The sequence below is a fragment of the Mesorhizobium sp. BR1-1-16 genome, assembly GCF_020165495.1.
Classification (GTDB): domain Bacteria; phylum Pseudomonadota; class Alphaproteobacteria; order Rhizobiales; family Kaistiaceae; genus Kaistia.
On the sequence record NZ_JAIUIE010000006.1, the window covers coordinates 248966 to 273110 of the forward strand.

Below are 24145 nucleotides of genomic sequence, written 5' to 3' on the forward strand. Positions count from 1 at the left end.
TCGGGGCACTATGTCAGGGAAGAGGTAATCGATCGTTAACCAGGTGCGTTATCCCGCTGAGTCAAAACGACTCAGGGCGACCCGCCGAGCGCGGCTCTAGCCGCCAAGAAACGGCTCGACCGCCCCGCCCTCGCCAGGCAGTCCGAGCCGCTTGATTTCCCAGTCGAGACGGACGCCGCTCGTCGCCAGCACCCGGGCGCGAACCGTCTCGCCCAGCAGTTCGAGATCATGGCCGGTGGCGCCGCCCGTGTTGATCAGGAAGTTGCAGTGCATTTCGGAAACCTGTGCGCCGCCGATCCTGAGACCGCGGCAGCCGGCGGCATCGACGAGCTTCCACGCCGAGTCGCCAGGCGGGTTCTTGAACGTCGAACCACCCGTCTTTTCGCGGATCGGCTGGGCACGTTCGCGATGCGCCTCGACCTCGGCCATCGCAGCTTCTATCAGGCTGCGATCCGCCGGTTCGCCCTGATAGATCGCCTCAGTGAAGATCAGATCTTCGGCCGCGTCGGTATGGCGATAGGTGAAGCCCATATCGGCATTACTGAGCACATGGCGGGCGCCGCTGCGGTCGATCGCGGTAACCTCGACCAGCCTCTCGCGCGTCTCGCCGCCATTGGCGCCGGCATTCATGCGCAACGCTCCGCCGATAGCGCCGGGAATGCCATGATAGAAGGCGAAGCCGGCAAGCCCCTCCGCCAGCGCGAATGCGGCGACACGCTTGTCGGGCAAGGCCGTGCCGACACGGATCCGATCGCCGGCGAGCCGTTCCGTCGCGCCGAAACCCTTGGCCGACAGACGGACGACAACGCCCGGAATGCCGCCGTCGCGCACCAGCAGATTCGAGCCGACACCGATCACCAGCACCGGCACGTCAGGCGCCAGTCGCGACAGGAACAGCGCGAGATCGTCAGCGTCGGCCGGCTGGAACAGCGCCTGCGCCGGGCCGCCGACGCGAAACCACGTGACCGCGTCGAGCCCGAAATTCGGCGTGACGCGACCCCGGATATCCGTGAGGTCGAGATCAAGGGCCGCGAAGCTCATCCGCCGAGCTTCTCGAGTTCGCCGGGCAGCGCATAGGCCCAGTTCGTGATCGAGCCAGCGCCGAGGCAGACGACATAGTCGCCCGGCTTGGCGATGCCCCCGATCATCGCGGCCAGGTGTTCCGGCGCCTCGAGCGGACGCGCATCACGATGGCCGCGCACCCTCAGCCCATCGACGAGATGGTCGCGATCGATCCCTTCGATCGGCGCTTCACCGGCGGCATAGACAGGCGCGACGATGACCGTGTCGGCGTCGTTGAAACAGGTGCAGAAACCATCGAAGAGATCGTGCAGGCGCGAATAGCGATGCGGCTGAACCACGGCAATGACATGCGACTGATGGGCCGCCGCGCGCGCCGCCTTGAGCACCGCAGCGATCTCGACCGGATGATGTCCGTAGTCGTCGAAGATCTGGACGCCGTTCCAGCTTCCGGTCTGGGTGAAGCGCCGCTTGACGCCCGAGAAGCTGGCGAGCCCCTTGCGGATCGCCTCATCGGAAATGCCGAGCTGATGGGCGATGGCGACAGCGCCCGTAGCGTTCTGGACATTGTGCTCGCCAGGCATCGGCATCACGAGATCAGGGATCTCGGTCATCGCGCCGCTGGCACGATCACGGATGTCCACAGTGAAGCGCGAGGTCGAGCCTTCGGTCCGAAGGTCGCGATAGCGGATATCGGCCTGCGGATTGGCGCCATAGGTGATGATGCGCCGATCCTCGATGCGCCCGATCAGCTTCTGCACCTCGGGATGATCGAGGCACATGACGGCAAAGCCGTAGAACGGGATATTCTCGATGAACTGCTTGAACGCCTCGCGCACCTTGTCGAACGAGCCGTAGTGATCGAGATGCTCGGGGTCGATATTGGTGACGAGCGCCACATCGGCGGGCAGCTTGACGAAGGTTCCGTCGCTCTCGTCGGCTTCGACGACCACCCAGTCGCTGGCACCGATGCGCGCATTGGTGCCATAGGCATTGATGATGCCGCCATTGATGACCGTCGGATCGAAGCCGCCGGCATCGAGCAGCGCCGCCACCATCGAGGTGGTCGTCGTCTTGCCATGTGTGCCGGCGATCGCGATGGCGCTTTTGAGGCGCATCAGTTCGGCCAGCATCTCGGCGCGGCGCACCACCGGCAAGAGCCGCTCACGCGCGGCCTTCAGCTCGGGATTGCTCGCCTTGATCGCCGACGACACGACGACGACGCGCGCATCGCCGAGATTGGCCGCGTCATGGCCGATCGAGATCGTGACGCCCTTCGCCTTGAGGCGCTGGACATTGGCATTCTCAGCCGAATCCGAACCCTGGACGCGATAGCCGAGATTGATCAGCACCTCGGCGATGCCGCTCATGCCGATGCCGCCGATGCCGACGAAGTGAACGGGACCGATGTCCCGGGGCATTTTCATGAAGACATTCCCTTTGTCCTGGCTGCGGCAACCTCCTCGACGAGATCGGCAAGGCGCACGGCCGCATCCGGCCGACCGACCGAGCGCGCCGCGGCGGCCGCTGCCGCAAGGTGATCCGGTGCGGCGAGGAAGCCGGCGATATCCTGTGCAAGCCGTTCGGCGGTCAGCTGCGCCTGCGGCACGACCCATCCGCCGCCGGCCTTGGCCAGTACGGCTGCGTTGACGCTCTGGTCCTGGTCGATCGCATGCGGCAGCGGCACCATGATGCCGGGCCGGCCGATCACGGAAAGTTCGCTCACCGTCGAGGCGCCCGACCGGCAGAGCACGAGATGGCTGGCCGCGATCCGCGCCGGCAGGTCACGGAAAAAGGGCGCGAGTTCGGCCGCGACGCCAAGCGCCGCATAGGCGGCGCGGACGCGATCGATATCCTCTGGCCGGCACTGCTGCACGATCGCGAGGCGGGCGCGGGCGGCGGGATCGAGCTTCGCCAGAGCCTCCGGCATCACATCAGAAAAGAAGCGCGCGCCCTGGCTGCCCCCGAAGACGACGAGGCGAAGCGGCGCATCGCCCTTCAGTGGATCGAACGGAATGCGGCTCGCCTCGAGGACGGCCTCGCGCACCGGGTTGCCGGTCTGGACGATGCGCGTCTTGAGGCCCGCCGCATAGCCGACCTCCGCGAAGGAAGTCGCCAGGACGCTGACGCGCGGCGCCAGCAGCCTGTTGGCCCGGCCGAGCACGGCATTGGCGTCGTGGACGATCGTGGGGATCTTCAGATGCGCGGCTGCCAAGAGCGGCGGCACTGTCGGATAGCCGCCGAAGCCGATGGCGGCGGCCGGCCTGACACGGCGCAGCAGGCCCTTGGCCTGGCGGTAGCCGCCATAAAGGCTCCAGATCGCACGAGCGATTGCCACGGGCGACTTCACCGACGGCGTCGCCGAACGGATGATATGCGTCTCGGCCGCCGGGAAATTCTGGCCGTAGGTTTCAGCGCGATGATCCGTCGCGAGATGGATGGTCCAGCCGCGCGCGATCAGCACATGCGCCAGCGCCTCGGCGGGGAAAAGATGGCCACCCGTCCCGCCGGCCGAAAGAAGGATCGTCCGCGACACGGTTCAGACCGCTCCCGCCTTGGCAGCATTTCCATAGCGTCCAAGGCCGGCGGTGAGGCGGATCGGCTCGAATCGGCGGCGCGTCAAGGCCAGCACCAGGCCCATCTGGAAGGCGAGCGCCAGCATCGAGGAGCCGCCATAGGAAATGAACGGCAGCGTCATGCCCTTGGCCGGCACCAGATTGAGATTGACCGACATGTTGATGACCGACTGCACGCCGAACATCACGATGAGGCCCGCCGAGCTCAGGCGGATGAACGGGTCCTCGTTCTTGAGGCTGTGGCTGAGGCCGCGCACGACGATGAAGGCGAAGACGAGCACGAGTCCGATACAGACCAGGATGCCGTACTCTTCGGCCGCAACGGCGAAGATGAAGTCGGTGTGGCTGTCGGGCAGGATGCGCTTGACGACACCCTCGCCCGGCCCGCGGCCGAACCAGCCGCCGCCGAGGATCGACTGCATCGCCGTATCGACCTGGAACGTGTCACCGGTGCCGGGGTCGAGGAAGCGATTGATGCGACCGGCGAAGTGCGGAAACACGGTATAGGCCGCGAGCACGCCGCCGGCACCGAGGCCCGCAAGAGCCAGGATCCAGTACCAGGAAAGTCCGGCCATGAAGAACACGGCCGACCAGGCGATGACCACCAGCATGGTCTGGCCAAGATCGGGCTGTGCCACCAGGAGCGCCACCACGATGGTGAGCAGCAGGATCGCGAAGATGTTGCCGGGGATGTCGCTGCGGCGCGAATTCTCGGTGAACAGCCAGGCCGATAACACGATGAAGGCCGGCTTCATGAATTCCGACGGCTGCAGCGAAAACCCGATGACGTTGATCCAGCGTCGCGCGCCCTTGACCTCCTGACCGACGAAAAGCGTCAGGAACATCAGCACGATCGCGACGATGAACACGATCAGAGCCGTCCGTCGCGCCTTCTGCGGCGAGAGCATCGATGTCGCCAGCATGATGGCGATCGTCGGGATCAGGAACAGGACGTGGCGCGTCGTGAAATGGAAGCTGTCGAGGCCGATGCGCTCCGCCACGGGCGGGCTGCCCGCAAGCGAGAGCACGACGCCGGTGATCATCAGTGCCAGCATGGAGAACAGCAGGTACTTGTCGACCGTCCACCACCACTCGGCGAAGATGCCGCGATCGGCCCTGCTGACCATCACCTGACCTCCTCAATGGCGTCCGCCCCGGCGCGGGCGAGGACGAGTTCGCGGAAATGGTCGCCGCGCTTTTCAAAGTTGCGATACTGATCGAACGAGGCGCAGGCCGGAGAGAGCAGCACGACCGGCTCCGGCTCCGTGTCGCGCGCCGCATCTTCCGCCGCGAGCGCGACAGCCCGGTCCATCGTGCCGGCCATCACGTAAGGCACCTTGCCCTCGAGCGTCGCAGCAAAGGCCTCGGAGGCGGCGCCGATCAGATAGGCCTTCGCGATCTTGCCGAAATAGGGGACGAGGCTGTCGATGCCGCCGGTCTTCGCCTTGCCGCCGAGGATCCAGAAGATGCGGTCGAAACTGGCAAGCGCCTTTTCAGCGGCGTCGGCATTGGTGGCCTTGGAATCGTTGACGAACAGCACCGGGCCTATCCGCGTCACCTCTTCCATCCGGTGCGCAAGGCCCGGAAAGCTCGCAAGACCCTGTTGGATCATCTCGTCCGAAAGACCGAGCGCGCTCGCGGCGGCGACAGCGGCAGCGGCATTCTGCGCGTTATGCGCGCCCCGCAGCGAGCCGATGCCGGCAAGATCCGCGACCTGGCGGGCCGACGCATCCGTGGCCTGAAAGATGTCCGTCTTGTCGACATAGAAGCCATCGACGACCGGGCGCTTGACGGAAATCCGCTCCAGCGGCTTGCCGCGCCTGTCGATCTCGGCAGCGATCGACGCGCTCCAGTCATCGTCCACACCGACCACCGCCGTCGCGGCGCCGTCGACCAGGCGCGCCTTGATCGCAGCATAGCGTTCCATGCTGCCATGCCGATCGAGATGGTCCTCGGTCACATTGAGCAGGATGCCGACGGTCGGATCGATGGTCGGCGCGAGGTCGATCTGGAACGACGAGCACTCGACGACATAGACGCGATCATCCGTGATCGGCTCGAGCGAGAGGATCGCCGTGCCGATATTGCCGCCGAGCTGCACGTCGCGTCCAGCCGTCCGGAAGAGATGCCCGATCAGCGCCGTGGTGGTCGACTTGCCATTGGTGCCGGTGATGGCGATCAAGGCCGCATCGGGGGCGATCGCCCGGCGCTCTCGGCAGAAGAGTTCAATGTCGCCAATGATCTCGACGCCGGCCGCCTTGGCCTTCGTGACGACCCAGTGCGGCTCGGGATGGGTGAGCGGCACGCCAGGCGCCAGAACCAGCGCGGCGAAAGCGGAAAAGTCGGCGTTGCGCAGATCTTCGGTGGTGACGCCGGATGCCGCTGCGTTGGCGACCGAATCGGCATTGTCGTCGAAGGCCGAGACATCAGCGCCGCCGGCGGCGAGCGCCTTTGCCGTGACGAGCCCGCTGCCGCCGAGACCGAAGACGGCGACCTTGCGTCCCGCGAAGACGGTGACCGGGATCATCCCGCTACCTCAGCTTCAGGCTGGAGAGGCCCACCAGGGCGAGCACCACGGCGATGATCCAGAAGCGGATGACGACCTGCGGTTCGGTCCAGCCAAGCTGCTCGAAATGATGATGGATCGGCGCCATCTTGAACACGCGCCGTCCGGTCAGCTTGAAGGATGCAACCTGGATGATGACCGAGACCGCCTCCAGGACGAACAGCCCGCCGATGATCGCCAGCACGATCTCGTGCTTCGTGGCGACAGCGATCGATCCCAGCATGCCGCCGAGCGCGAGCGATCCGGTGTCGCCCATGAAGATCGCGGCTGGAGGCGCGTTGAACCACAGGAAACCGAGGCCGGCGCCGAACATCGCGCCGCATATCACCGCGAGTTCACCCGTGCCGGGCACGAAATGGATCTGCAGATATTCCGCGAAGATCGAATTGCCCGAGAGATAGGCCATCACGCCGAAGCTCGCCGCCGCGACCATGACCGGGACGATGGCCAGTCCGTCGAGCCCGTCCGTCAGGTTGACCGCATTGCCAGCTCCCACGATCACGAAGGCCGCGAAGGGGATGAAGAACCAGCCGAGATCGAGCACCCATGCCTTGACGAACGGAAAGGTCAGCGCATCCGCGAGCGGGCCGCCGGCAAGACGCGAGATGAAATAGCAACCGATCGCGGCGATGGCGAACTCGACCAGAAGGCGCGAGCGGCCGGAAAAGCCCTTGTGGCTCTGCTTCGTCACCTTGAGATAATCGTCATAGAAGCCGATCAGCCCGAAGCCGACCGTCACGCCCAGCACGATCCAGACATAGAAGCTGGCGAGATTGGCCCAGAGCAGAGTCGAGACGATGAGCCCGAACAGGATCATCAGCCCGCCCATCGTCGGCGTGCCCTTCTTAGTCAGAAGGTGGCTTTGCGGACCATCCTCGCGGATCGGCTGGCCTTTGCCCTGCTTCATGCGAAGGCCGCGAATGATCGTCGGGCCGAACAGGAACACGACGATGAGCGCCGTCATGGTGGCGCCGCCGACGCGGAAGGTAATGTAGCGGAAGACGTTGAGGGCCGAGAACTGCGCCGATAGATCCCCCAGGAAATACAGCATCAGGCGAGTCCTTCAATCTCAGGATCTGGCCCGGCATTTTCTGGCTCGGGCTTGGCAAATCGGGTCATCAATCGCTCAACGAGGGGCGTCATCCGGCTGCCCTTGGAGCCTTTGACCATGACCACGTCGCCGCTTGCAATGCCGTCGCCGAGAATCACGTCGAGTTCTTCTGCCGTTTCCGCATACTGGCCTTGCATATCGGTCGGCAAGACCTGCCAGAGCGCATGCATCAGCCGCCCGGCACAATAGACCCGGTCGATGCCTGCCGCGATCAGCGGCTCGAGCAGTTCCGCATGCATCTCGGCCGAGCGCTCTCCGAGCTCCAGCATGTCGCCGAGCACGGCGATCCGCTTGCCGCCTGGCCCCGGACGTGAGGCCGCGAGAACGGCGATCGCCGCACGCATCGAGGTCGGATTGGCGTTGTAACTTTCGTCGATCAGAAGCGCCTCGCCATCGCCGAATGCGAGCCGATGCTGCGCGCCGCGGCCCTCGGGCGCTGCCATGCCGCTCAGCGAATCCGCAGCGAGATCGAGATCGCCGCCGAGAATGTGAACCGCCAGCAGGACCGCGAGTGCATTTTGAACGAGGTGACGCCCCGGCGCTCCGATCGTGAACCGCACTTCGCGGCCGAGAATATCGGCCCTGACACGGGAATGATCGGGCATCAGGTCAATCGCGGTCAGCCGGGCCTCCGCATCGGCGCTCTCGCCGAAGCCGAGCACGCGGTCGACGCCCGAATCGATCGCCATCAGAGCGAGCGGCTCGAATTGCGGATTGTCGCGGTTGAGGACTGCGACACCGCCGGGCTCGATCCCGGCAAAGATCTCGGCCTTGGCGCGGGTGATCCCCTCGATTCCATCTGGAAAGAACTCGACATGAACGGGTTCGATCGTCGTGATGATGCCGACATGCGGCCGCACCTGCTGGACCAGCGGCACGATTTCGCCGGCATGGTTCATGCCGATCTCGAACACGGCATAGACGGCGTCGGCGGGCATGCGCGAAAGCGTCAGCGGCACGCCCCAATGATTGTTGAACGATGCCGGCGAGAAATGCGTCTTGCCCGTCGCTGCCAGCGCCCGCGCCAGCATCTCCTTGGTGGTCGTCTTGCCGACGCTGCCCGTCACGGCAGCGATGCCGGCCGTCGAGCGCGCGCGCGCAGCGCGGCCGAGCGATTCGAGGGCGGCCAGCACATCGCTGACGACGACGAGCGGAATGGTCAGCCGTCCGAGCGCTGAAAGGCGCTCCTCGGCAACAACCGCCACCGCCGCGCCCTGCGCCGCGGCCTTGCCGACGTAGTCATGGCCATCCAGGCGATCACCGCGAATGGCGAAGAAGGCCTCACCGGGCTTCACCGAGCGGCTGTCGATCGAGATGCCGGAAATCGCCGGCGCGGCGGTCGCGGTCGGCCGCCCGCGCATCGCGGCGACGAAAGCCTCGAACGTCCAGAGCGGCTCGCTCATGCAGCCACCCCGCCCGCGATCGCTTCTGTCACGGCTTCATGATCCGAGAACGGATGCACGACGCCCTTTACGATCTGGCCCGCTTCATGACCCTTGCCGGCGACACAGAGCACGTCGCCCGCGCGCAGCATCGCGACCGCCTCGGCGATGGCGCGGCGGCGGTCGCCGATCTCGATCGCTCCCGGCGCTGCCGCAAGAATGGCTGCGCGGATGGTGGCGGGATCCTCCGAGCGCGGATTGTCGTCGGTGACGATGACGACATCAGCGCGGCGGCTGGCGACCTCACCCATCAGCGGCCGCTTGCCGGCATCGCGATCGCCGCCGGCGCCAACAACGACGACCAGCCGGCCGCGCGTCATCGGGCGTAGCGCGGCGAGCGCATGATCGAGTGCATCCGGCTTATGGGCATAGTCGACGAAGACGGCACCGCCGCTTCGGGTGACGCCGACCTTTTCAAGCCGGCCCGGCGCCCCCTCGAGATGCCCGAGCGCGGCGATAGCGACTGCAGGTTGAATGCCGGCGGCGATGGCGAGACCGGCAGCGACGAGCGCATTGGAGGCCTGGAAACCACCCGCCAGCGGCAGATCGACCTCCATTGGCTCGCCAAATACATCGAGCTTCAGAACCTGGTGCAGATCGCTCGGCGTCGCCGAGAGAAGGCGGATCCCCTCCCCGGCTGCGCCGACGCTCACCACCTGCTGCTGCCGGTCGCGGGCAATGGTCGCAACGCGCTCGGCATAGGGCCCGTCGGCGTCGATGACCGCCGTCGCGCCCTCAGGGAGAATCTCCGCGAAGAGGCGCATCTTGGCGGCGAAATAGTCCTCGACCGTTGGGTGATAGTCCATGTGGTCGCGGCCGAGATTGGTGAAACCGGCGGCAACAAGGCGGACGCCGTCGAGCCGGTGCTGGTCGAGACCATGGCTCGACGCTTCGAGCGCCGCATGGCTGACGCCCTCGCGCGCGAGGCGGTCCAGCGTCGCATGCAATTGCACTGGGTCGGGTGTCGTGAGGCTGCCATATTCGGCGCCCCAGGGCGCAACAATGCCGATGGTGCCGATCGAAGCAGCGCCAAAGCCGGCAGCAGCGAAGATCTGCCGCGCAAAGACGGCGACCGAGGTCTTGCCGGCGGTGCCCGTGACGGCGACCATCTTCTCGGGCTGGCGCGGATAGAAGCGGGCGGCGAAATGGGCAAGCGCAATGCGCGGGTCCTCGGCACGCAGCACCGGAACGCCGGGATCGGCAGCGAGTGAGGAATCGGTCGCACAGAGAAGCGCGACGGCGCCGCGCTGGACCGCTTCGGGCACGAAACGCAGGCCGTCAGCGGTGACGCCCTTCATCGCAGCGAAGAGAAAGCCGGGCTGCACGGCACGGCTATCGGCGGTAAGGCCAGTGATCTCGACGGCGGCAGCGTCGGGCGCGAGCGGAATTTCGGTCGAGGCGAGATCGCCAAGGCGCATTACCGGATTACGTCGCATGCGGAGCGTTCCTTCTAGCAAACGGAGCCGAACGGGCGGCTCCATCGGCGCTCAATACGACACAAGCATGGCGTCGGGATTGCTTTCGTCCGCAGTCCGCGGCTGAACTCCGAGGAAAGCAGCGGACCGGCGAACGACATTGCCAGCAACATAAGCAGCGTTCCAGGCTGCGAGCGCCGGCATGCCAGGCTTCTCCGGCCGCGGATCGTCGACCGAGATCATCAGCACATATTGCGGGTCGTCCATGGGGAAGACCGCGAGGAACGAATTCAGATAATGCCCTTCGACATAGCGGCCATTGGCGACCTTCTCGGCCGTGCCGGTCTTGCCGCCGACGACATAACCGGGGACGTCCGCATGGCGGCCGGAGCCCTTGACGCCGTTGAAGCGGAACAGCCAGCGCATCTCGTCGCTTGTCTTCTGCGAGACGACGCGTGTCGCCTGCGCCAGTGCGTTCTCGCGGGTCCGGGGGAAGAAGGTCGGCGGAAACAGATAACCGCCATTGACGAGCGCGCAGTCGGCCATCGCAGCCTGCATCGGCGTGACCGCGATGCCGTGACCGAACGCCACCGTCATCGTCGTCACATCGCTCCAGCGTTTGGGAATCTGCGGCGTCGCAACCTCCGGCAATTCGGTCTTCAACTTGGTCATCAGTCCGAAGCGGCGGATATATTCCTGCTGGGTCTCGCTGCCGATGACCATCGCCATCTTCGCGGTGCCGATATTCGAGGAGTACTGGAACACCTCGGGGACAGTCAGGAAACGCGCTTGCGGATGCGAATCGTGGATCGCCTGACGGCCGACACGGATCGGTGAACGCGCGTCGAAGCTGTCGGTCATCTTCACCTTGCCGCTGTCGAGCGCCATGGCAAAGGTGAAGCTCTTGAAGACGGAGCCGAGCTCATACGAGCCGGCCGTCAGCCGGTTGAGCCGGTCCGGCTTGTTGGCATCGACGGGATCGTTGGGATCGAAATCGGGCAGCGATGCGAGCGCGACGACTTCGCCGGTCTTGGCGTTGATCATGACGCCCATGGCCGCGGCCGACTGATATTTCTGCATCGCGCCTACCAGTTCATCGCGCAGGACATGCTGGACGCGCAGGTCGATCGACAGCTGAACCGGCTGCTGGCTGTTGGTCTTCATCGCGAAGCCGGCATTGTGCAGGTCGCTGAGCCCGCGCTCGTCCACCGTCCGCTCGAGTCCGGCGATGCCCTGGTTATCGATGTTCACAAGACCAACGATATGGGCCGCTGCCGGGCCCCCCGGATAGAAGCGCTTGTTCTCGGTGAGGAAGCCGACGCCGGGAATGCCGAGATCGTGGATCTGCGCCTGCTGGGTCGGCGTGATTTCGCGCTTGACCCAAACGAAGCCGGCCTTTGTCGACAGCTTCTTTCGAAGCGCCGTGGCATCGAGGTCCTGCAACACGCTGGTGATCAGCTCGGTCGCCTCGTCGGGATCGACGATCTTGTTCGGCTCGGCGAAGAGCGAAGCGGTCCGGATATCCGTGGCGAGAATTTCGCCGTTGCGATCGACGATATCAGGACGGGCCGTGGCGACCGCCGAGGCGGCACTGCCACGCGCCACGTCATCCGACGGATCGGTGAGGCCAAGCATGATGAGGCGCGTGCTGATGATCCCGTAGACGAGAACAAAGGCGAGGATCGCCAGCAATACGCGGTTGCGGGTCTGGTCCTGCTTCCGCTTGGCGATGACGGCAGCCGGTTCGCCGCGCGGTTCGGCGCCTGCGGGACGGGTGAATACATCCGGACGATCGGTCAGGGTCATCGTCATTCGAGATATCCCGTCTCAGGCTGGGCAGGGAGCGCACGGGCAGGCACTCTGGGCGTCGGCGGCGCAACGCGGCGCACCGGCGCCGGCGGCTTCACCACTTTCGGCCGCTGCGGCGCTTCGATGCTGCCCGTCTCCATCGAATCGGTCTTTGCGGCGGCTGACTTGCTGGCCGTCTCGGCGCTGCGCATGATCGCGTTCGGCACAGCGTCGGCGCCGGTATCCGTTGCGCCGGCCGGCCGCGCCGGCACGTCGGCGATCGTTGCGAGCTGGCGTACGTCGAGCGGCTTCAGTTCCAGATAGCTGTTGTAGCGCTCGACGAGCGACTGCAGCCGCGAAGGCTGGTCGAGCACGCCCCATTCGGCACGGAGCAGGTTGAGCTGCTGTTTCTCGTGGGCGATGCCGGCGCGCAATTCCATGACATGATCAGCGGCCCGGCCGGCGCTGTCCTTCATCGCATAGGTGATCACCGCCACCGCAATCATCAGGCCGACCCAGAAGAAGCTCCAGCCGCGCTTCATCACGCTCGCTCCGCCTTGAAGATTGGCAGCGACGGCACGCCCGCAGCTGTCGGATCGAAGGGACGCGCCGGCGCATCGGTACGGATGGCCGCGCGCAGCTTGGCCGAACGGGCGCGTGGGTTCATCGCGATCTCCGCGTCATCGGCAACAGACGGCCCTTTCGCGGCGAGGCGGAAGGTCGGCGAGGCGATGCTGCGCTCCGGCAGGTGGCGCGAACCGCCCGCCCGCTCCTCGCTGCGTTCGCCGAGAAACCGCTTGACGATGCGATCCTCGAGCGAATGGAACGAGACGACCACGAGACGTCCGCCGGGCTTCAAAATCCGCTCTGCCGCCGCGAGCGCCTCGCCGAGCTCGTCGAGTTCCTCGTTCACATAGATGCGCAGCGCCTGGAAGCTGCGTGTCGCCGGATGGATCGTGTCGCTGTGCTTGCGACCGACGACGCGTTCGATGAGACCGGCGAGCTGCGCGGTCGAGACGAACGGCGTCGCAACACGGTCTTCGGCGATGGCGCGGGCAACAGCGCCTGCGCGCCGCTCCTCTCCGAGCACGGTGAGGATGCGCGCCAGCTCACGCGGCGGCATGGTGTTGACGATGTCGGCGGCGCTCGGACCGGACCGCGCCATGCGCATGTCGAGCGGCCCATCGAAGCGGAACGAGAACCCGCGCTCGGCCTCGTCAATCTGCATCGAGGACACGCCGATATCGAGCACCACGCCATCGACCGAGGCAAGCCCGGCATCGTTAGCGATGGTGTCGAGCGCGCTGAACCGGCCTTCGACCAGCCTCAGCCGGCCGGCGGCTTCGGCAACCAGCCCCGACCCGCCGGCGATCGCGGTCGGATCGCGGTCGATCGCCACGACATTGGCGCCGGCACCGAGCAAGGCCCGCGTGTAGCCGCCGAGGCCGAACGTGCCGTCGATGAAGGTTTCGCCCGGCTGCGGCGCCAGCGCCGCGATGACGGGGTCGAGCATGACGGGAATATGGCGCGGCGCAGCGCCTGACGGGCCGCTCATTCCGCACCCCCCGCCTCGCGCCGGCCGCCCAGCCGACGGCGCAGTTCGCGCACCCGGTTCTTGGCTTCCGCGCGATAGGCCAGGAACCGCTCCGGCTCCCAGATCTGGAATTTGTACCCCTGCCCGACGAAGGTCACCGTGTCGCCGATGCCGGCATGCGCCTTGATGGCTTCCGGCAGCGCGACGCGCCCCTCCGGATCGACCCGCAGGATCTCGCTCTCGCCGATCAGCGTGGTGGAGAGCAGTTCGTGGTCCTCCGAGAACGGCTCGAACAGCGCCAGCATGGCGCGGATCTGCTCCCGGAGCCGATTGCCCCCCGCATCCACGGCGTTCTGATCCAGCGTCGGACAACAATAGAGCCCCTCGAACCCGTCACGCATCAGCACGGAACGGAACGGCGCCGGAATCGACACCCGTCCCTTCGAATCCAGCCGGTTGGTGAAGGTGGAAACGAACTCGTCCATTGCCCCTCTGACCGCTCCGGATGCGACACGCGACGTCCCGTTCCGCGGCCCGCTGCCGAGCACGGATTAAAACCCACGGACGCGAACTGGAAACGCTCGCCCGGGACGCGAATGGGACCGAAAGCACGGCTCTGAAAGCCGAAGGCGGACCCTTCGTACCGGGACGATTTGGGATACCATGGGAGAACATGGGCGTCAATGGAATCGAGCTCCACGACCAAGGTGCGGCCGTGGAAAACCTTGAAGTCGTTAAGCTTAATTTTTCGTTGCAAATGCTTGGCCCGCCTGCATTTCGGCGCGAGCCGATGCGAGGTCGCATTCGAAGCGTGGCCGGTGGACAACTCGGGCTGGGCTGCGAGGGATGCGGCGAGGCGGCAGGCAACGGGCGGTGGGGGCGCGACCCATGGCGATGCCCGGCGACATCTCTGCAGCGCGCGCACCTTCCGCCGGGAAGGGAACGGCGCGGAAGCGTTTGTCTTGGGGCGGAAGGCAGCGCCAGCTGGCCTATAAGCCGGGTTCTGTAAGGCGGTGGCGAACCACCGCGTGACGACCATTCATCTTGGACGTCCGTTGCCGGACGCCTCACGCAACCAACCCGGGCGGCGGGTCGGGAAACAGACTGGGCTTGCGCCCGTGCCGCCCCTATTCGGTCTTGCTCCCGGTGGGGTTTGCCATGCCGTTCCCATTGCTGGGCCCGCGGTGGGCTCTTACCCCACCCTTTCACCCTTACCCGGACTGCCTCTTCAGGCTGCCGGGCGGTCTGCTCTCTGTGGCACTTTCCCTGGGGTCGCCCCCGCCGGACGTTATCCGGCACCGTGTCTCCATGGAGCCCGGACTTTCCTCTCCTGCGACCTTTCGATCTTGCAGGAGCGGCCGTCCAGCCAGCTGGCACGGCCAGCACCTATGGGGGATGGAGCGGCGGGTCAACCCCGCGCCGCGAAGGCTCGCCGAGCGGCGGGCTCAGTTCATTGCAATGAGCTGGCGAACCTTGCCGCAATAAGCGAGCGGCCCGCGGCTCATGCGCTTCGCGCCGTGGCCGCCATTATATTTGAGGATCGTGCCGCAGAGATCGCCGTCGGCGAGCTTCCGGGCCTCGCCGAGATACATCATGCCGTAGCGGATATTGGTGGCCGGCTCATAGAGCTGCTTGGCCGAGCCGCGATAGCCCATCGTCCGCGCTGTGCCGAGCTTCACCTGCATCAGGCCGATTTCGCCAGCCCGGCCGCGCATCTTCGGATTGTAGTTGCTCTCCACCGTCACGACAGCATGAGCGAGCGAAAGCGGCACGTTATTGGCGCTGGCATAGCTGGCGATGAGCTGGTCGAAGCGGCCATCATTGCGATCAGCGGCCGCGATGCGGACGGAATTGGAAGGAAGAAGCCGGGCTGATCCGGCGAAAGCGACGGAAGGTGCAGTCGCGACAGTGGCAAGGGAAAGAGCCGCGGCGAGACCAGTTACGCAGAACGTCTTCATACGGGAGGAGCACTCACATCGTTGACAATGCCCGCCCAATCGCGGCGGAACCGTCCCAAAATGAGGCAGCGAGACGTCACCGAGGTGGCCGAGATCACGAATCCGTGATCGACGGAACCATCAACGACCCAGCGGCGACGCCGATACCTGCATGCCGGGCGGCGCCAGCGCGCGGTACAGTTTGTGCAGCGTCGCGATGGTCGAGGCGTCCGCAATTCCGTCGACCTGCTCGGGCCGGAAATGCCGCTGGAAGGCCGTGATTACCTGTTCGGTGCCGTCGTCGAACTCGCCGGTCACGTCGATCCCATAGCCATAAAGCATCAGGATCGCCTGCAGGGCGCCGACGGACGCGCCGAGGTCGCCACGTCCGAGCGAACGGCCGCCCGAGAGCGGTTCGGGTGCGACATGATGGCCGACGCCGGCAGCGGCCAGCCTCGCCCACGGAAACTTCTCGCCCGGATCGCGCTTGCGCGCCGGCGCAACATCAGAATGGGCGAGGACGTTTTCCGGCTTAATCCTGTTGCGCACGACAATGTCGCGACCGAGCCGGATCACCGCCTCGATCTGCATGTCCGGAAAGTCGGGGTAGCCGTGGTCGTGGCCGGCATTCGCGATCTCGATGCCGATCGAGCGTGAATTGATGTCGGTCTCGCCATGCCAGGATGAGACACCTGCATGCCAGGCACGATCTGCCTCGGAAACGAGTTGCGTGATCGCGCCGTCCTCCGCCACGACATAGTGGCACGACACCTGCGACACCGGATCGCAAAGCCACGCGATCGCCGCCTCGGCGGTCGCCATGTCTGTATAGTGCAGGATCAGCAGGTCGGTCCGGGTGCCCTCGGCCCGCACGCCGAAATTGGGCGACGGCCGCCAGATGGCGGCCGGGTCGCTACATCCGATCATGCAAAGGCCCGTTCCTGCCGGATCCGGTCATAGGCGCCGTTGAGCGCGGCGAGCTTTGCCGTCGCGATGGCGATGAACTCGGCCGGAACGCCCCGCGCCATCAGCTTATCGGGATGGGTTTCCGCGACGATCCGGCGATAGTGACGCTTGACGTCCTCATTGGTCGCGGCGCGATCGATGCCGAGGATCAGATACGGATCGCCCTCCTCCGGCACGACATGGCGGCTGCTGATGCGCGCGAAGGCGGGTTCGGACAAGCCGAACACGCGGGCAACTCGGACGATGAATTCGAGCTCGGCCTCGTGCACCATGCCGTCGGCCTTGGCGATGTGGAACAGGCCGTCGACGATATCTTCGAAGATCTCCGCGCCCTCGGCGAACAGGCCCGATATCTTGCGCGCATAGGCCTCGAAGCCGGCGACGTCCTGCTTGGCGAGGTTGAACAGCCGCGCGACATTGCGCCGTTCGCCCTCAGGAATTTCAAAGAGCTGCTTGAACGCCGTGACCTCGTCGCCCGTAACGACGCCATCCGCCTTCGCCATTTTGGCCGACAGCGCGATCATCGAAATCGAGAAAGCGGCATGACGCCGCTCGGCCGAGGTGCCGAAGGTCGAACGGACGGCCTCGACGACATGGTCGATGAGGACGCAGGAACCGGGAATCCGGTGGATGATTTCGCCGAGGCGGCGCCAGATGCTCATGGCGCCGCAACATAAGCCATCGAACGCGCCGATGCGAGACCACCCGACACGAGTAAGTTCGTAACGGTCCGACTTGCAGCGGCGGCCGCGCGCGTGGTTCTTGGACAGGGTATCCGGCAGCGTGAACGAGGGCGGCAATGACGGCGGGGACGGCAGGTAGCTGGGATTTCTGGATCGATCGCGGCGGCACGTTCACCGATATCGTCGGACGGCGGCCGGATGGCAGCATCATCGCGCACAAGCTGCTGTCGGAAAATCCCGGCGCCTATCCTGATGCGGCCATTCAGGGCATTCGCGATCTGCTCGGTCTCAAGCCCGGCCTTCCGATTCCCGCCGGCCTCGTCGGCGCCGTCAAGATGGGCACCACCGTCGCCACGAACGCGCTGCTTGAGCGCAAGGGCGATCGCACGCTCCTGTTGATCACGCGCGGATTCCGGGATGCGCTGCAGATCGGCTATCAGGCCAGGCCCGACATCTTCACCAAGAAGATCGTCAAGCCCGAACTGCTCTATGAGCGCGTGGCGGAGATCACCGAGCGCTTGCGGGTCGATGGTACCGTCGAGGCCGTGCCGGATACGACCGAGATCGAGGTCGCACTGGCGGCCGCCCATGCCGACGGTATCCGCGCGGTGGCGATCGTCTTCATGCATGCCTGGCGCTATCCGGAGCATGAGCAGATCGCCGCCCGCATCGCCCGCGCCTCCGGATTCACACAGGTGTCCGTCTCCCACGAGGTGTCGCCGCTGATGAAGCTGGTCGGCCGCGGCGACACCACGGTCGTCGACGCCTATCTCTCACCGATCCTGCGCCGCTATGTCGATCAAGTCGCCGGCGCGCTATCGGAAGGCGCCGCGACGGATGCGCCGACCACGCGCCTGATGTTCATGATGTCGTCGGGCGGCCTGACAGCGGCCGAGCTCTTCCAGGGCAAGGACGCCATCCTCTCCGGCCCGGCCGGCGGGGTCGTCGCCGCGGTGGAAACCGCCGCCGAGGCGGGATTCGCGCAGGTGATCGGTTTCGACATGGGCGGCACCTCGACCGACGTGTCGCATTACGACGGCGAACTGGAGCGCTCCTTCGAGACCGAGGTGGCCGGGGTGCGCATGCGCGCGCCGATGATGCGCATCCATACCGTCGCGGCCGGCGGCGGCTCGATCCTGCATTACGACGCTGGGCGCTTCCGCGTCGGTCCGGATTCCGCCGGCGCCAATCCCGGCCCCGCCTGTTATCGGCGCGGCGGACCGCTCGCCGTCACCGACGCCAATGTCATGACGGGCAAGCTCCGTCCCGACTATTTCCCGCAGATTTTCGGTCCAGGGCGCGACCAGCCCCTCGACGCGGCGATCGTGCGCGAGAAATTCGAGGCGCTTGCGGCGGAAATCGGCGACGGGCGCACGCCGGAGGAGATCGCCGACGGCTTCCTGCACATCGCCGTCGAGAACATGGCCAACGCCATCAAGAAGATATCCGTCCAGCGCGGCCACGACGTCACGGGCTATGTGCTCAATTGCTTCGGCGGCGCCGGCGGCCAGCACGCCTGCATGGTCGCCGACAGCCTCGGCATGACGACCGTCCTCATCCATCCGTTCTCCGGCATCCTGTCAGCCTATGGCATGGGCCTCGCCGACATCCGGTCCCATCGCAGCCGCGCGCTGGTCAAGCACTTGGACGGCGCGGCGGAATCGGAACTTCAAACACTTGAATCAACACTTGAAGACGAGGTTGTCGGCGAACTTTCAAATCAGGGCGTAAGCCTCGACGCCATTTCGGTTTTTGCCCGCGCGCATCTTCGCTATGACGGCACCGATACGCCGATCCCGATCGAGGTAATGTGGAAGGAGGCAGCCGGACCTGCCACCTGGATCGGCCGCGCCGACATCGTTGCGGCGTTCGAGGCGGCACACCGGCGGCAGTTCGGCTTCGTCTTCGAAGGCAAGGCCATCGTCGTCGAGAGCATCGAGGTCGAGGCGGTCGGCGGCGGCACGCGGATTGCCGAGCCGCTGGAAGAAGCGGCGGCCTCACATCCCGAGCCGGTCGAGACGACGATCATCCACTCCGCCGGCAGGAATCACGAGGCTGGCATCTACCGCCGCGCCGATCTGCCGCGCGGCGCGATCATCGCTGGCCCCGCGCTGCTGATCGAGCCGCATCAGACCATCGTCGTCGAGCCGGGCTGGCAGGCGGCGATCACCGGGCACGGCCATGTCGTCTTGACCCGCATTGCCGCGCTGGAGCGGCGCCGGGCGATTGGCACGGAGGCTGACCCGGTGATGCTAGAGGTGTTCAACAACCTCTTCATGTCGATCGCCGAGCAGATGGGCGTGACGCTGCAGAACACCGCCTATTCGGTCAACATCAAGGAGCGGCTTGACTTCTCCTGTGCGGTGTTCGACAGCGCCGGCCGCCTCGTCGCCAATGCGCCGCATATGCCGGTTCATCTCGGCTCGATGGACCGCTCGGTGGAGACCATCATCGCGCAGAACCAGGGGACCATGCACCCGGGCGACGTCTACGCGCTCAACGCCCCCTATAATGGCGGCACGCATCTTCCCGACATCACTGTGGTGACGCCTGTATTCGCGGATGACGGCGAAACGATCCTCTTCTTCGTCGCAAGCCGAGGCCATCACGCCGATGTCGGCGGCTCGGCCCCGGGCTCCATGACGCCGCTGGCCGCCACAGTCGACGAGGAAGGCGTGCTGATCGACAATCTGAAGCTTGTCGATCGCGGCCATTTCCGCGAGGCGGAACTGGTCGAGCTGCTCACGACACACCCCTACCCCGTTCGCAACGTCGTGCAGAACGTCGCCGACCTCAAGGCGCAGATCGCGGCCAACGAAAAGGGCGTGCAGGAACTTGCCAGGATGGTCGGCCATTTCGGCCTCGACACGGTCACTGCCTATATGGGTCATGTGCAGGACAACGCCGCCGAGAGCGTGCGGCGCGTACTCGGCGCGTTGAAGGATTCGGAATTCACCGTCGAGACCGACCAGGGCGCGGTGATCAAGGTGAAGATCACCGTCGATCGCGACAAGCGCGAGGCGACCGTCGACTTCACCGGAACCAGCCCGCAACAGCCGACCAATTTCAACGCGCCAGAGCCGGTGACCCGCGCCTCCGTGCTCTATGCCTTCCGCGTGATGGTCGAGAGCAATATCCCCATGAACGCCGGCTGTCTCAGGCCGATCAACATCATCATCCCCGAAGGCTCGATGCTCGCGCCGCGCTATCCGGCCGCCGTCGTCGCCGGCAATGTCGAGACCAGCCAGCACGTCACCAATGCGCTGTTCGGCGCGCTCGGCGCCCTCTCCTCCTCGCAGGGCTCGATGAACAACCTGACCTTCGGCAACGACACCTATCAGTATTACGAGACGCTCTGCTCCGGCGCGCCGGCCGGTGTCTTGAACGACGGCAGCGGGTTCGACGGGACGGACGGCGTCCATGTCCACATGACCAATTCCCGCCTCACCGACCCGGAAGTACTCGAGTTCCGCTTCCCGGTCCTGCTCGAGGATTTCCACATTCGTCAAGGATCCGGCGGGCGCGGCCATTGGTCGGCCGGTGGCGGCACGCGCCGCACGCTGCGCTTCCTTGAGGAAATGCAGCTCGCGATCCTCTCCTCGCACCGTCAGGTTCATCCGCATGGTTTGTTCGGCGGAGAACCCGGCCAGCTCGGCAAGACCGAAGTGCGCCGACAGGACGGCACGATCGAGACGCTCAAAGGCTGCGATCAGACCGTGCTCAAGCCGGGCGAGGCCGTCATCGTCACGACCCCGACCGGCGGGGGATATGGCGCCGCCAAATGATGGCGAGAGTAACGCGCGGCCGGGCTCTGGCTCCGCGGCGAAGCCTACCAGCCGGCGACGACCACCTTGCCAATCATACGTCCGCCTTCGACGAGCGCATGCGCTTGCCGGAGCGTCGCCGCATTGATGGGACTGAGCGTGCGCGTCAGCGTCGTGCGGATCTTGCCCTCATCGACCAGATCGGCAACGGCATCGAGAATGGCGTGCTGGCGTTCGATATCGCGCGTTGCGAAGCGCGAGCGGGTAAACATCAATTCAAGATGCAGCCCGACCGATTTCTGAAACAGCGTCCCGAATTCGGTTGGCCCGAACCCATCCGCGCCCTCGATCACGCCGACATGACCTTCGGGAGCGACCAGTTCAGCGGCCGCGGCAGCATGCTGCCTGGTGCCGCCGAAAAGGAGCACGATATCGACGGCAGGATGCCCAAGCGCGACGAGTTGCGGCGCAAGGGGTTTGCTGTGGTCGATGACGTGATGAGCGCCGAGCCCCCTCGCCCATTCAACTGATTCCGGACGTGACGCCGTCGCGATCACGGTCAAACCGGTCAGTTGCCGAGCAAGCTGGATGGCGATCGATCCGACACCCCCGGCACCCGAAACGATCAGCAACGAGCGTGTATCGGTTGTTGTTCCGGGGACGACGCCGATCCGATCGAACAACAGTTCCCACGCTGTGACTGCCGTCAGGGGCAGCGCGGCGGCGCTGGCAAAGTCCAGGCTCTCTGGCTTGCGGCCGACAATCCGTTCATCGACCGCGTGGAACTCGGCGTTCGAGCCGGGCCGCATGATGGAGCCGGCGTAAAACACGGTATCGCCAGGTTTGAACAAGCGTGCCTCGCTGCCTGTTGCCACCACCGTGCCGGACGCGTCGAAGCCCAAGAGCCGAGGCCCGCCCACGGGATCGCCACCCTTTCGCACCTTGCAATCGACAGGGTTCACCGAGACCGCTTCGATCTTGACGATCAGGTCGCGCGGATCGGGCTCAGGCCGATCGCAGGTGATCTCGATGAACGCTTCCGGATCTTCGGCGGGAAGAGACTTGGCATAAGCAATGGCGCGCATGGGGATCTCCGCTGGCATGGTCGGTATGGCCGGGAATGACGAGCATTGGACGGTCGGCGTCCCCTGCCACATAGCGAACAATGGCTGCGCTTCAACGCGATGCGAAAGGCTCCCTGCGCGGATCTAGCCAACGAGGCGCAGTTCAGCCGCCAGCCGAGTGAATTCTGCTTCGCCGAGTGAGGGCCGCACCACGCCATCGAATAAAGCTGAAAAGACAGCGGCCGGCATGCCGGCGCGCATGTCGCCGAGCATTTCCATGCGCTTGCCGTGGTTCATCGACGGCATCGTCAGCCGCAGCGGTCCCATCATGGTCTCGGGGTCGCCAAGAACACCGCGTCCCGTCAGTTGGCGTAGGAAAGCGGAATGCTCGCCGGCGGCAGGCGAACGCTGCCCGTCGAGACCGGCGGTTCGGGCGCCGGCGATGTGACGATCGCATCGGGGCTCGCTGCGGTTGCATCCGGTGCACCGAGATTGTCGTCCCAGCGATAGGTGAAGGAGCGCTGCTCCATGGTCGCGGGCGCCGTCTGCTCAGGCGGCAGGCTGACCATCGGCACGTTCGGATCCATCGTGGGCGGCGGCATCTCGAGCTTCGGCCGGCAATAGCGCGACGTGCCCGCGGCGTTGTGATGCGCGAGGTCGATGTGAATGTGATCCTCATGCAGCCGGTTGGAGCCCGGCCCGAGCACGGTCGTGAAATAATCGCAGGCCGAAATCAGGGTCTGGCGCAGGAACGCCTGCGTGACCGGATCGCCATTCCGCCAGTCGCTCTTGACGCGGATCGTGCGTCCGTCGGCCAAGCGGAAACCGGCCACGTCGAAGGCATTGGCGAAGGCATGTTCCGAGAGCTTGTCGCCATGCCGATTGTTGCGCGAGCGGCACGAATAGGTGCCCATGGTGAGGATCTCGGTGACAGGCATGCCGAAGCGCTGTTGCGCGGCCGGCTGCACGGCATTTCGCAGCCACTTCTCCATCGTGTAGGTCATCATGCAGCCGAGCACGACTTCGGAGCCGCCGACGGAAACGACGCCCTGCTCGAAGGCATTGACGCGCAGCGGCTTCTCGATGCCGCAGGAGCCCCTGCCGTCGATTTCACGGGCCGGTTCCTGGAAATAGGACGGCACCACGAGCTTCTGCTGGAAGCAGGCCCGCTCCGTCTGATCGCGCCAGGCTTCGCGCTCGTCAAAGAAGTTGAGCGCGCATCCCGCCAGCGAGATGAGGGCAAGCACCGACCCGATACGCAACGCAACGCCACTCGACATACCCCGACAATGCGAGCGAACGCCTTAATGAAGGGTCAACCAATCGGACGATCCCTCGCCATTCCTGGATCTAGTATACTTGATGTGCTGACCGGCCCAATCGTTGTGCCTCGATGAACACCGCTGATGCTGCCGTTTCGCGAGCCACATTGCCCAAAGGACAAGCAAATCCTGAGATATCTTTCAGCACAACGGATACTTGATGGCGGAAATCCGGTATACTAGAAATGATGTCGAGCACATGATGATCGGGAATTGAGAATGCAGCGCGGCATCGGCGCATCATCGGCGGGTCGTGGCGGCCGGGTGTATACGGTGCTGCAACAGGCCATCGTCGATCAGGCGCTGCCGCCGGGAACCAGGCTGCCGGAAGACAGCATCGGCGCGCAATTTGGCGTCAGCCGCACCATTGTACGCGCTGCGTTGCAGCGCCTCGCCGCCGACGGTCTCGTCGAGATGAAGGTGAAGCGGACGGCAACGGTTGCCCGGCCGAGTCTTGAGGAAGCGCGCGCCGTTTTCGAGGTGCGACGATGCCTGGAGCGCGAGGTGGCGCGGCTCGTTGCCGAAAAGTGGAATGACGGCTTCGCCGCGCGTCTTGCGGCGCATATCGCCGAGGAACAGCAGGCTGCCGACGGTGGCGACAGCAAGGCGACGGTGCGGCTCGCCGCCGAGTTTCACGTCAAGCTGGCCGGAATGAGCGGTAACCCGCTGCTCGTTCGCTACGTGACTGAAGTCGTTTCGCGCTGTTCGCTGATCCTTTCCGTGTTCGGTCGGCCGCATCAGTCGGAATGCGCGATCGGGGAGCATCGCACCATCCTCGAGGCGCTCGCGGCCGGTGATGCGGCGCGTGCGGCAGCGGCGATGGACCACCATGTCGCGCTGGTCGAGCGGCGCGGGGTCGGCGGCGAGACAGCGGCCGAACCCGACATCGGCGAGATCCTGGCGCGCTACCTGCCGCTCGCCGCAGTGGCGGACGCCTGAAGCGCGCGCATTGACCTT

Annotated in this window: 20 protein-coding genes and 1 other RNA gene; 2 read left to right on the top strand and 19 right to left on the bottom strand. The window is 65.5% G+C overall.

The genetic code is table 11. The features are described 5' to 3' along the window. Positions 1-96: 96 nt before the first annotated feature. The 16 genes from murB to LB518_RS15545 all read right to left on the bottom strand — a co-directional run bounded on the left by murB (position 97) and on the right by LB518_RS15545 (position 17017). Positions 97-1041 (bottom strand): UDP-N-acetylmuramate dehydrogenase, encoded by a 945-nt coding sequence (murB, locus tag LB518_RS15470; protein WP_224578418.1) that lies wholly within the window; start codon positions 1039-1041, stop codon positions 97-99. After that, on the bottom strand, positions 1038-2447 hold the full coding sequence (murC, locus tag LB518_RS15475) for a UDP-N-acetylmuramate--L-alanine ligase (RefSeq protein ID WP_224578419.1): 1410 nt from the start codon (positions 2445-2447) through the stop codon (positions 1038-1040). The genes murB and murC overlap by 4 nt, the downstream gene beginning before the upstream one ends. Next, positions 2444-3556 (bottom strand): undecaprenyldiphospho-muramoylpentapeptide beta-N-acetylglucosaminyltransferase, encoded by a 1113-nt coding sequence (gene murG, locus LB518_RS15480; protein ID WP_224578420.1) that lies wholly within the window; start codon positions 3554-3556, stop codon positions 2444-2446. The genes murC and murG overlap by 4 nt, the downstream gene beginning before the upstream one ends. Positions 3557-3559: 3 nt before the next feature. Then, positions 3560-4723: a putative lipid II flippase FtsW gene (ftsW, locus tag LB518_RS15485; protein WP_224578421.1), complete on the bottom strand. Its 1164-nt coding sequence runs from the start codon at positions 4721-4723 to the stop codon at positions 3560-3562. Then, a complete protein-coding gene (gene murD / locus LB518_RS15490) occupies positions 4723-6123 on the bottom strand; it encodes a UDP-N-acetylmuramoyl-L-alanine--D-glutamate ligase (protein WP_224578422.1) in 1401 nt (466 codons plus the stop codon). The genes ftsW and murD overlap by 1 nt, the downstream gene beginning before the upstream one ends. Before the next feature lie 4 nt (positions 6124-6127). Then, positions 6128-7213, bottom strand: a complete 1086-nt coding sequence (mraY, locus tag LB518_RS15495; protein ID WP_224578423.1) for a phospho-N-acetylmuramoyl-pentapeptide-transferase — start codon at positions 7211-7213, stop codon at positions 6128-6130. Beyond that, on the bottom strand, positions 7213-8676 hold the full coding sequence (locus LB518_RS15500) for a UDP-N-acetylmuramoylalanyl-D-glutamyl-2,6-diaminopimelate--D-alanyl-D-alanine ligase (protein WP_224578424.1): 1464 nt from the start codon (positions 8674-8676) through the stop codon (positions 7213-7215). Before LB518_RS15500 ends, mraY begins: the two co-directional genes overlap by 1 nt. After that, positions 8673-10133: a UDP-N-acetylmuramoyl-L-alanyl-D-glutamate--2,6-diaminopimelate ligase gene (locus LB518_RS15505; RefSeq protein ID WP_224578465.1), complete on the bottom strand. Its 1461-nt coding sequence runs from the start codon at positions 10131-10133 to the stop codon at positions 8673-8675. The genes LB518_RS15500 and LB518_RS15505 overlap by 4 nt, the downstream gene beginning before the upstream one ends. Positions 10134-10202: 69 nt before the next feature. Further along, on the bottom strand, positions 10203-11942 hold the full coding sequence (locus tag LB518_RS15510; protein WP_224578425.1) for a peptidoglycan D,D-transpeptidase FtsI family protein: 1740 nt from the start codon (positions 11940-11942) through the stop codon (positions 10203-10205). Then, complete coding sequence (ftsL, locus tag LB518_RS15515) at positions 11939-12460, bottom strand: cell division protein FtsL (protein ID WP_224578426.1); 522 nt, start codon at positions 12458-12460, stop codon at positions 11939-11941. Before ftsL ends, LB518_RS15510 begins: the two co-directional genes overlap by 4 nt. Further along, on the bottom strand, positions 12460-13473 hold the full coding sequence (gene rsmH, locus LB518_RS15520; RefSeq protein ID WP_224578427.1) for a 16S rRNA (cytosine(1402)-N(4))-methyltransferase RsmH: 1014 nt from the start codon (positions 13471-13473) through the stop codon (positions 12460-12462). The genes ftsL and rsmH overlap by 1 nt, the downstream gene beginning before the upstream one ends. Then, positions 13470-13937, bottom strand: coding sequence for a division/cell wall cluster transcriptional repressor MraZ (locus LB518_RS15525; protein ID WP_224578428.1), 468 nt, complete (start codon positions 13935-13937; stop codon positions 13470-13472). The genes rsmH and LB518_RS15525 overlap by 4 nt, the downstream gene beginning before the upstream one ends. Positions 13938-14428: 491 nt before the next feature. Further along, positions 14429-14826: RNase P RNA component class A (gene rnpB, locus LB518_RS15530), an RNA gene on the bottom strand. 71 nt (positions 14827-14897) lie between these two features. After that, on the bottom strand, positions 14898-15410 hold the full coding sequence (locus tag LB518_RS15535) for a lytic transglycosylase domain-containing protein (RefSeq protein WP_224578429.1): 513 nt from the start codon (positions 15408-15410) through the stop codon (positions 14898-14900). Between the two features lie 120 nt (positions 15411-15530). After that, positions 15531-16316 carry an N-acetylmuramoyl-L-alanine amidase gene (locus tag LB518_RS15540; RefSeq protein ID WP_224578430.1) on the bottom strand — a complete coding sequence of 262 codons (786 nt, stop codon included), beginning with the start codon at positions 16314-16316 and terminating at the stop codon, positions 15531-15533. Then, positions 16313-17017, bottom strand: a complete 705-nt coding sequence (locus LB518_RS15545; protein WP_224578431.1) for a TerB family tellurite resistance protein — start codon at positions 17015-17017, stop codon at positions 16313-16315. Before LB518_RS15545 ends, LB518_RS15540 begins: the two co-directional genes overlap by 4 nt. Positions 17018-17154: 137 nt before the next feature. Here LB518_RS15545 and LB518_RS15550 point away from each other — a divergent pair, with 137 nt between their 5' ends. After that, positions 17155-20823, top strand: coding sequence for a hydantoinase B/oxoprolinase family protein (locus LB518_RS15550; RefSeq protein WP_224578432.1), 3669 nt, complete (start codon positions 17155-17157; stop codon positions 20821-20823). Positions 20824-20867: 44 nt separating this feature from the next. On the opposite strand, the gene LB518_RS15555 is transcribed toward LB518_RS15550, so the two are convergent. The 3 genes from LB518_RS15555 to LB518_RS15565 form a co-directional block, all read right to left on the bottom strand. Beyond that, positions 20868-21887, bottom strand: coding sequence for a zinc-binding alcohol dehydrogenase family protein (locus LB518_RS15555; protein ID WP_224578433.1), 1020 nt, complete (start codon positions 21885-21887; stop codon positions 20868-20870). Between the two features lie 123 nt (positions 21888-22010). Next, positions 22011-22193, bottom strand: coding sequence for a hypothetical protein (locus LB518_RS15560; protein WP_224578434.1), 183 nt, complete (start codon positions 22191-22193; stop codon positions 22011-22013). Between the two features lie 35 nt (positions 22194-22228). Beyond that, positions 22229-23128, bottom strand: coding sequence for an extensin-like domain-containing protein (locus tag LB518_RS15565; protein WP_224578435.1), 900 nt, complete (start codon positions 23126-23128; stop codon positions 22229-22231). Between the two features lie 279 nt (positions 23129-23407). Between LB518_RS15565 and LB518_RS15570 the strand changes: the two genes are divergently transcribed. Next, positions 23408-24127 carry a GntR family transcriptional regulator gene (locus tag LB518_RS15570; RefSeq protein WP_224578436.1) on the top strand — a complete coding sequence of 240 codons (720 nt, stop codon included), beginning with the start codon at positions 23408-23410 and terminating at the stop codon, positions 24125-24127. Positions 24128-24145: the final 18 nt, after the last annotated feature.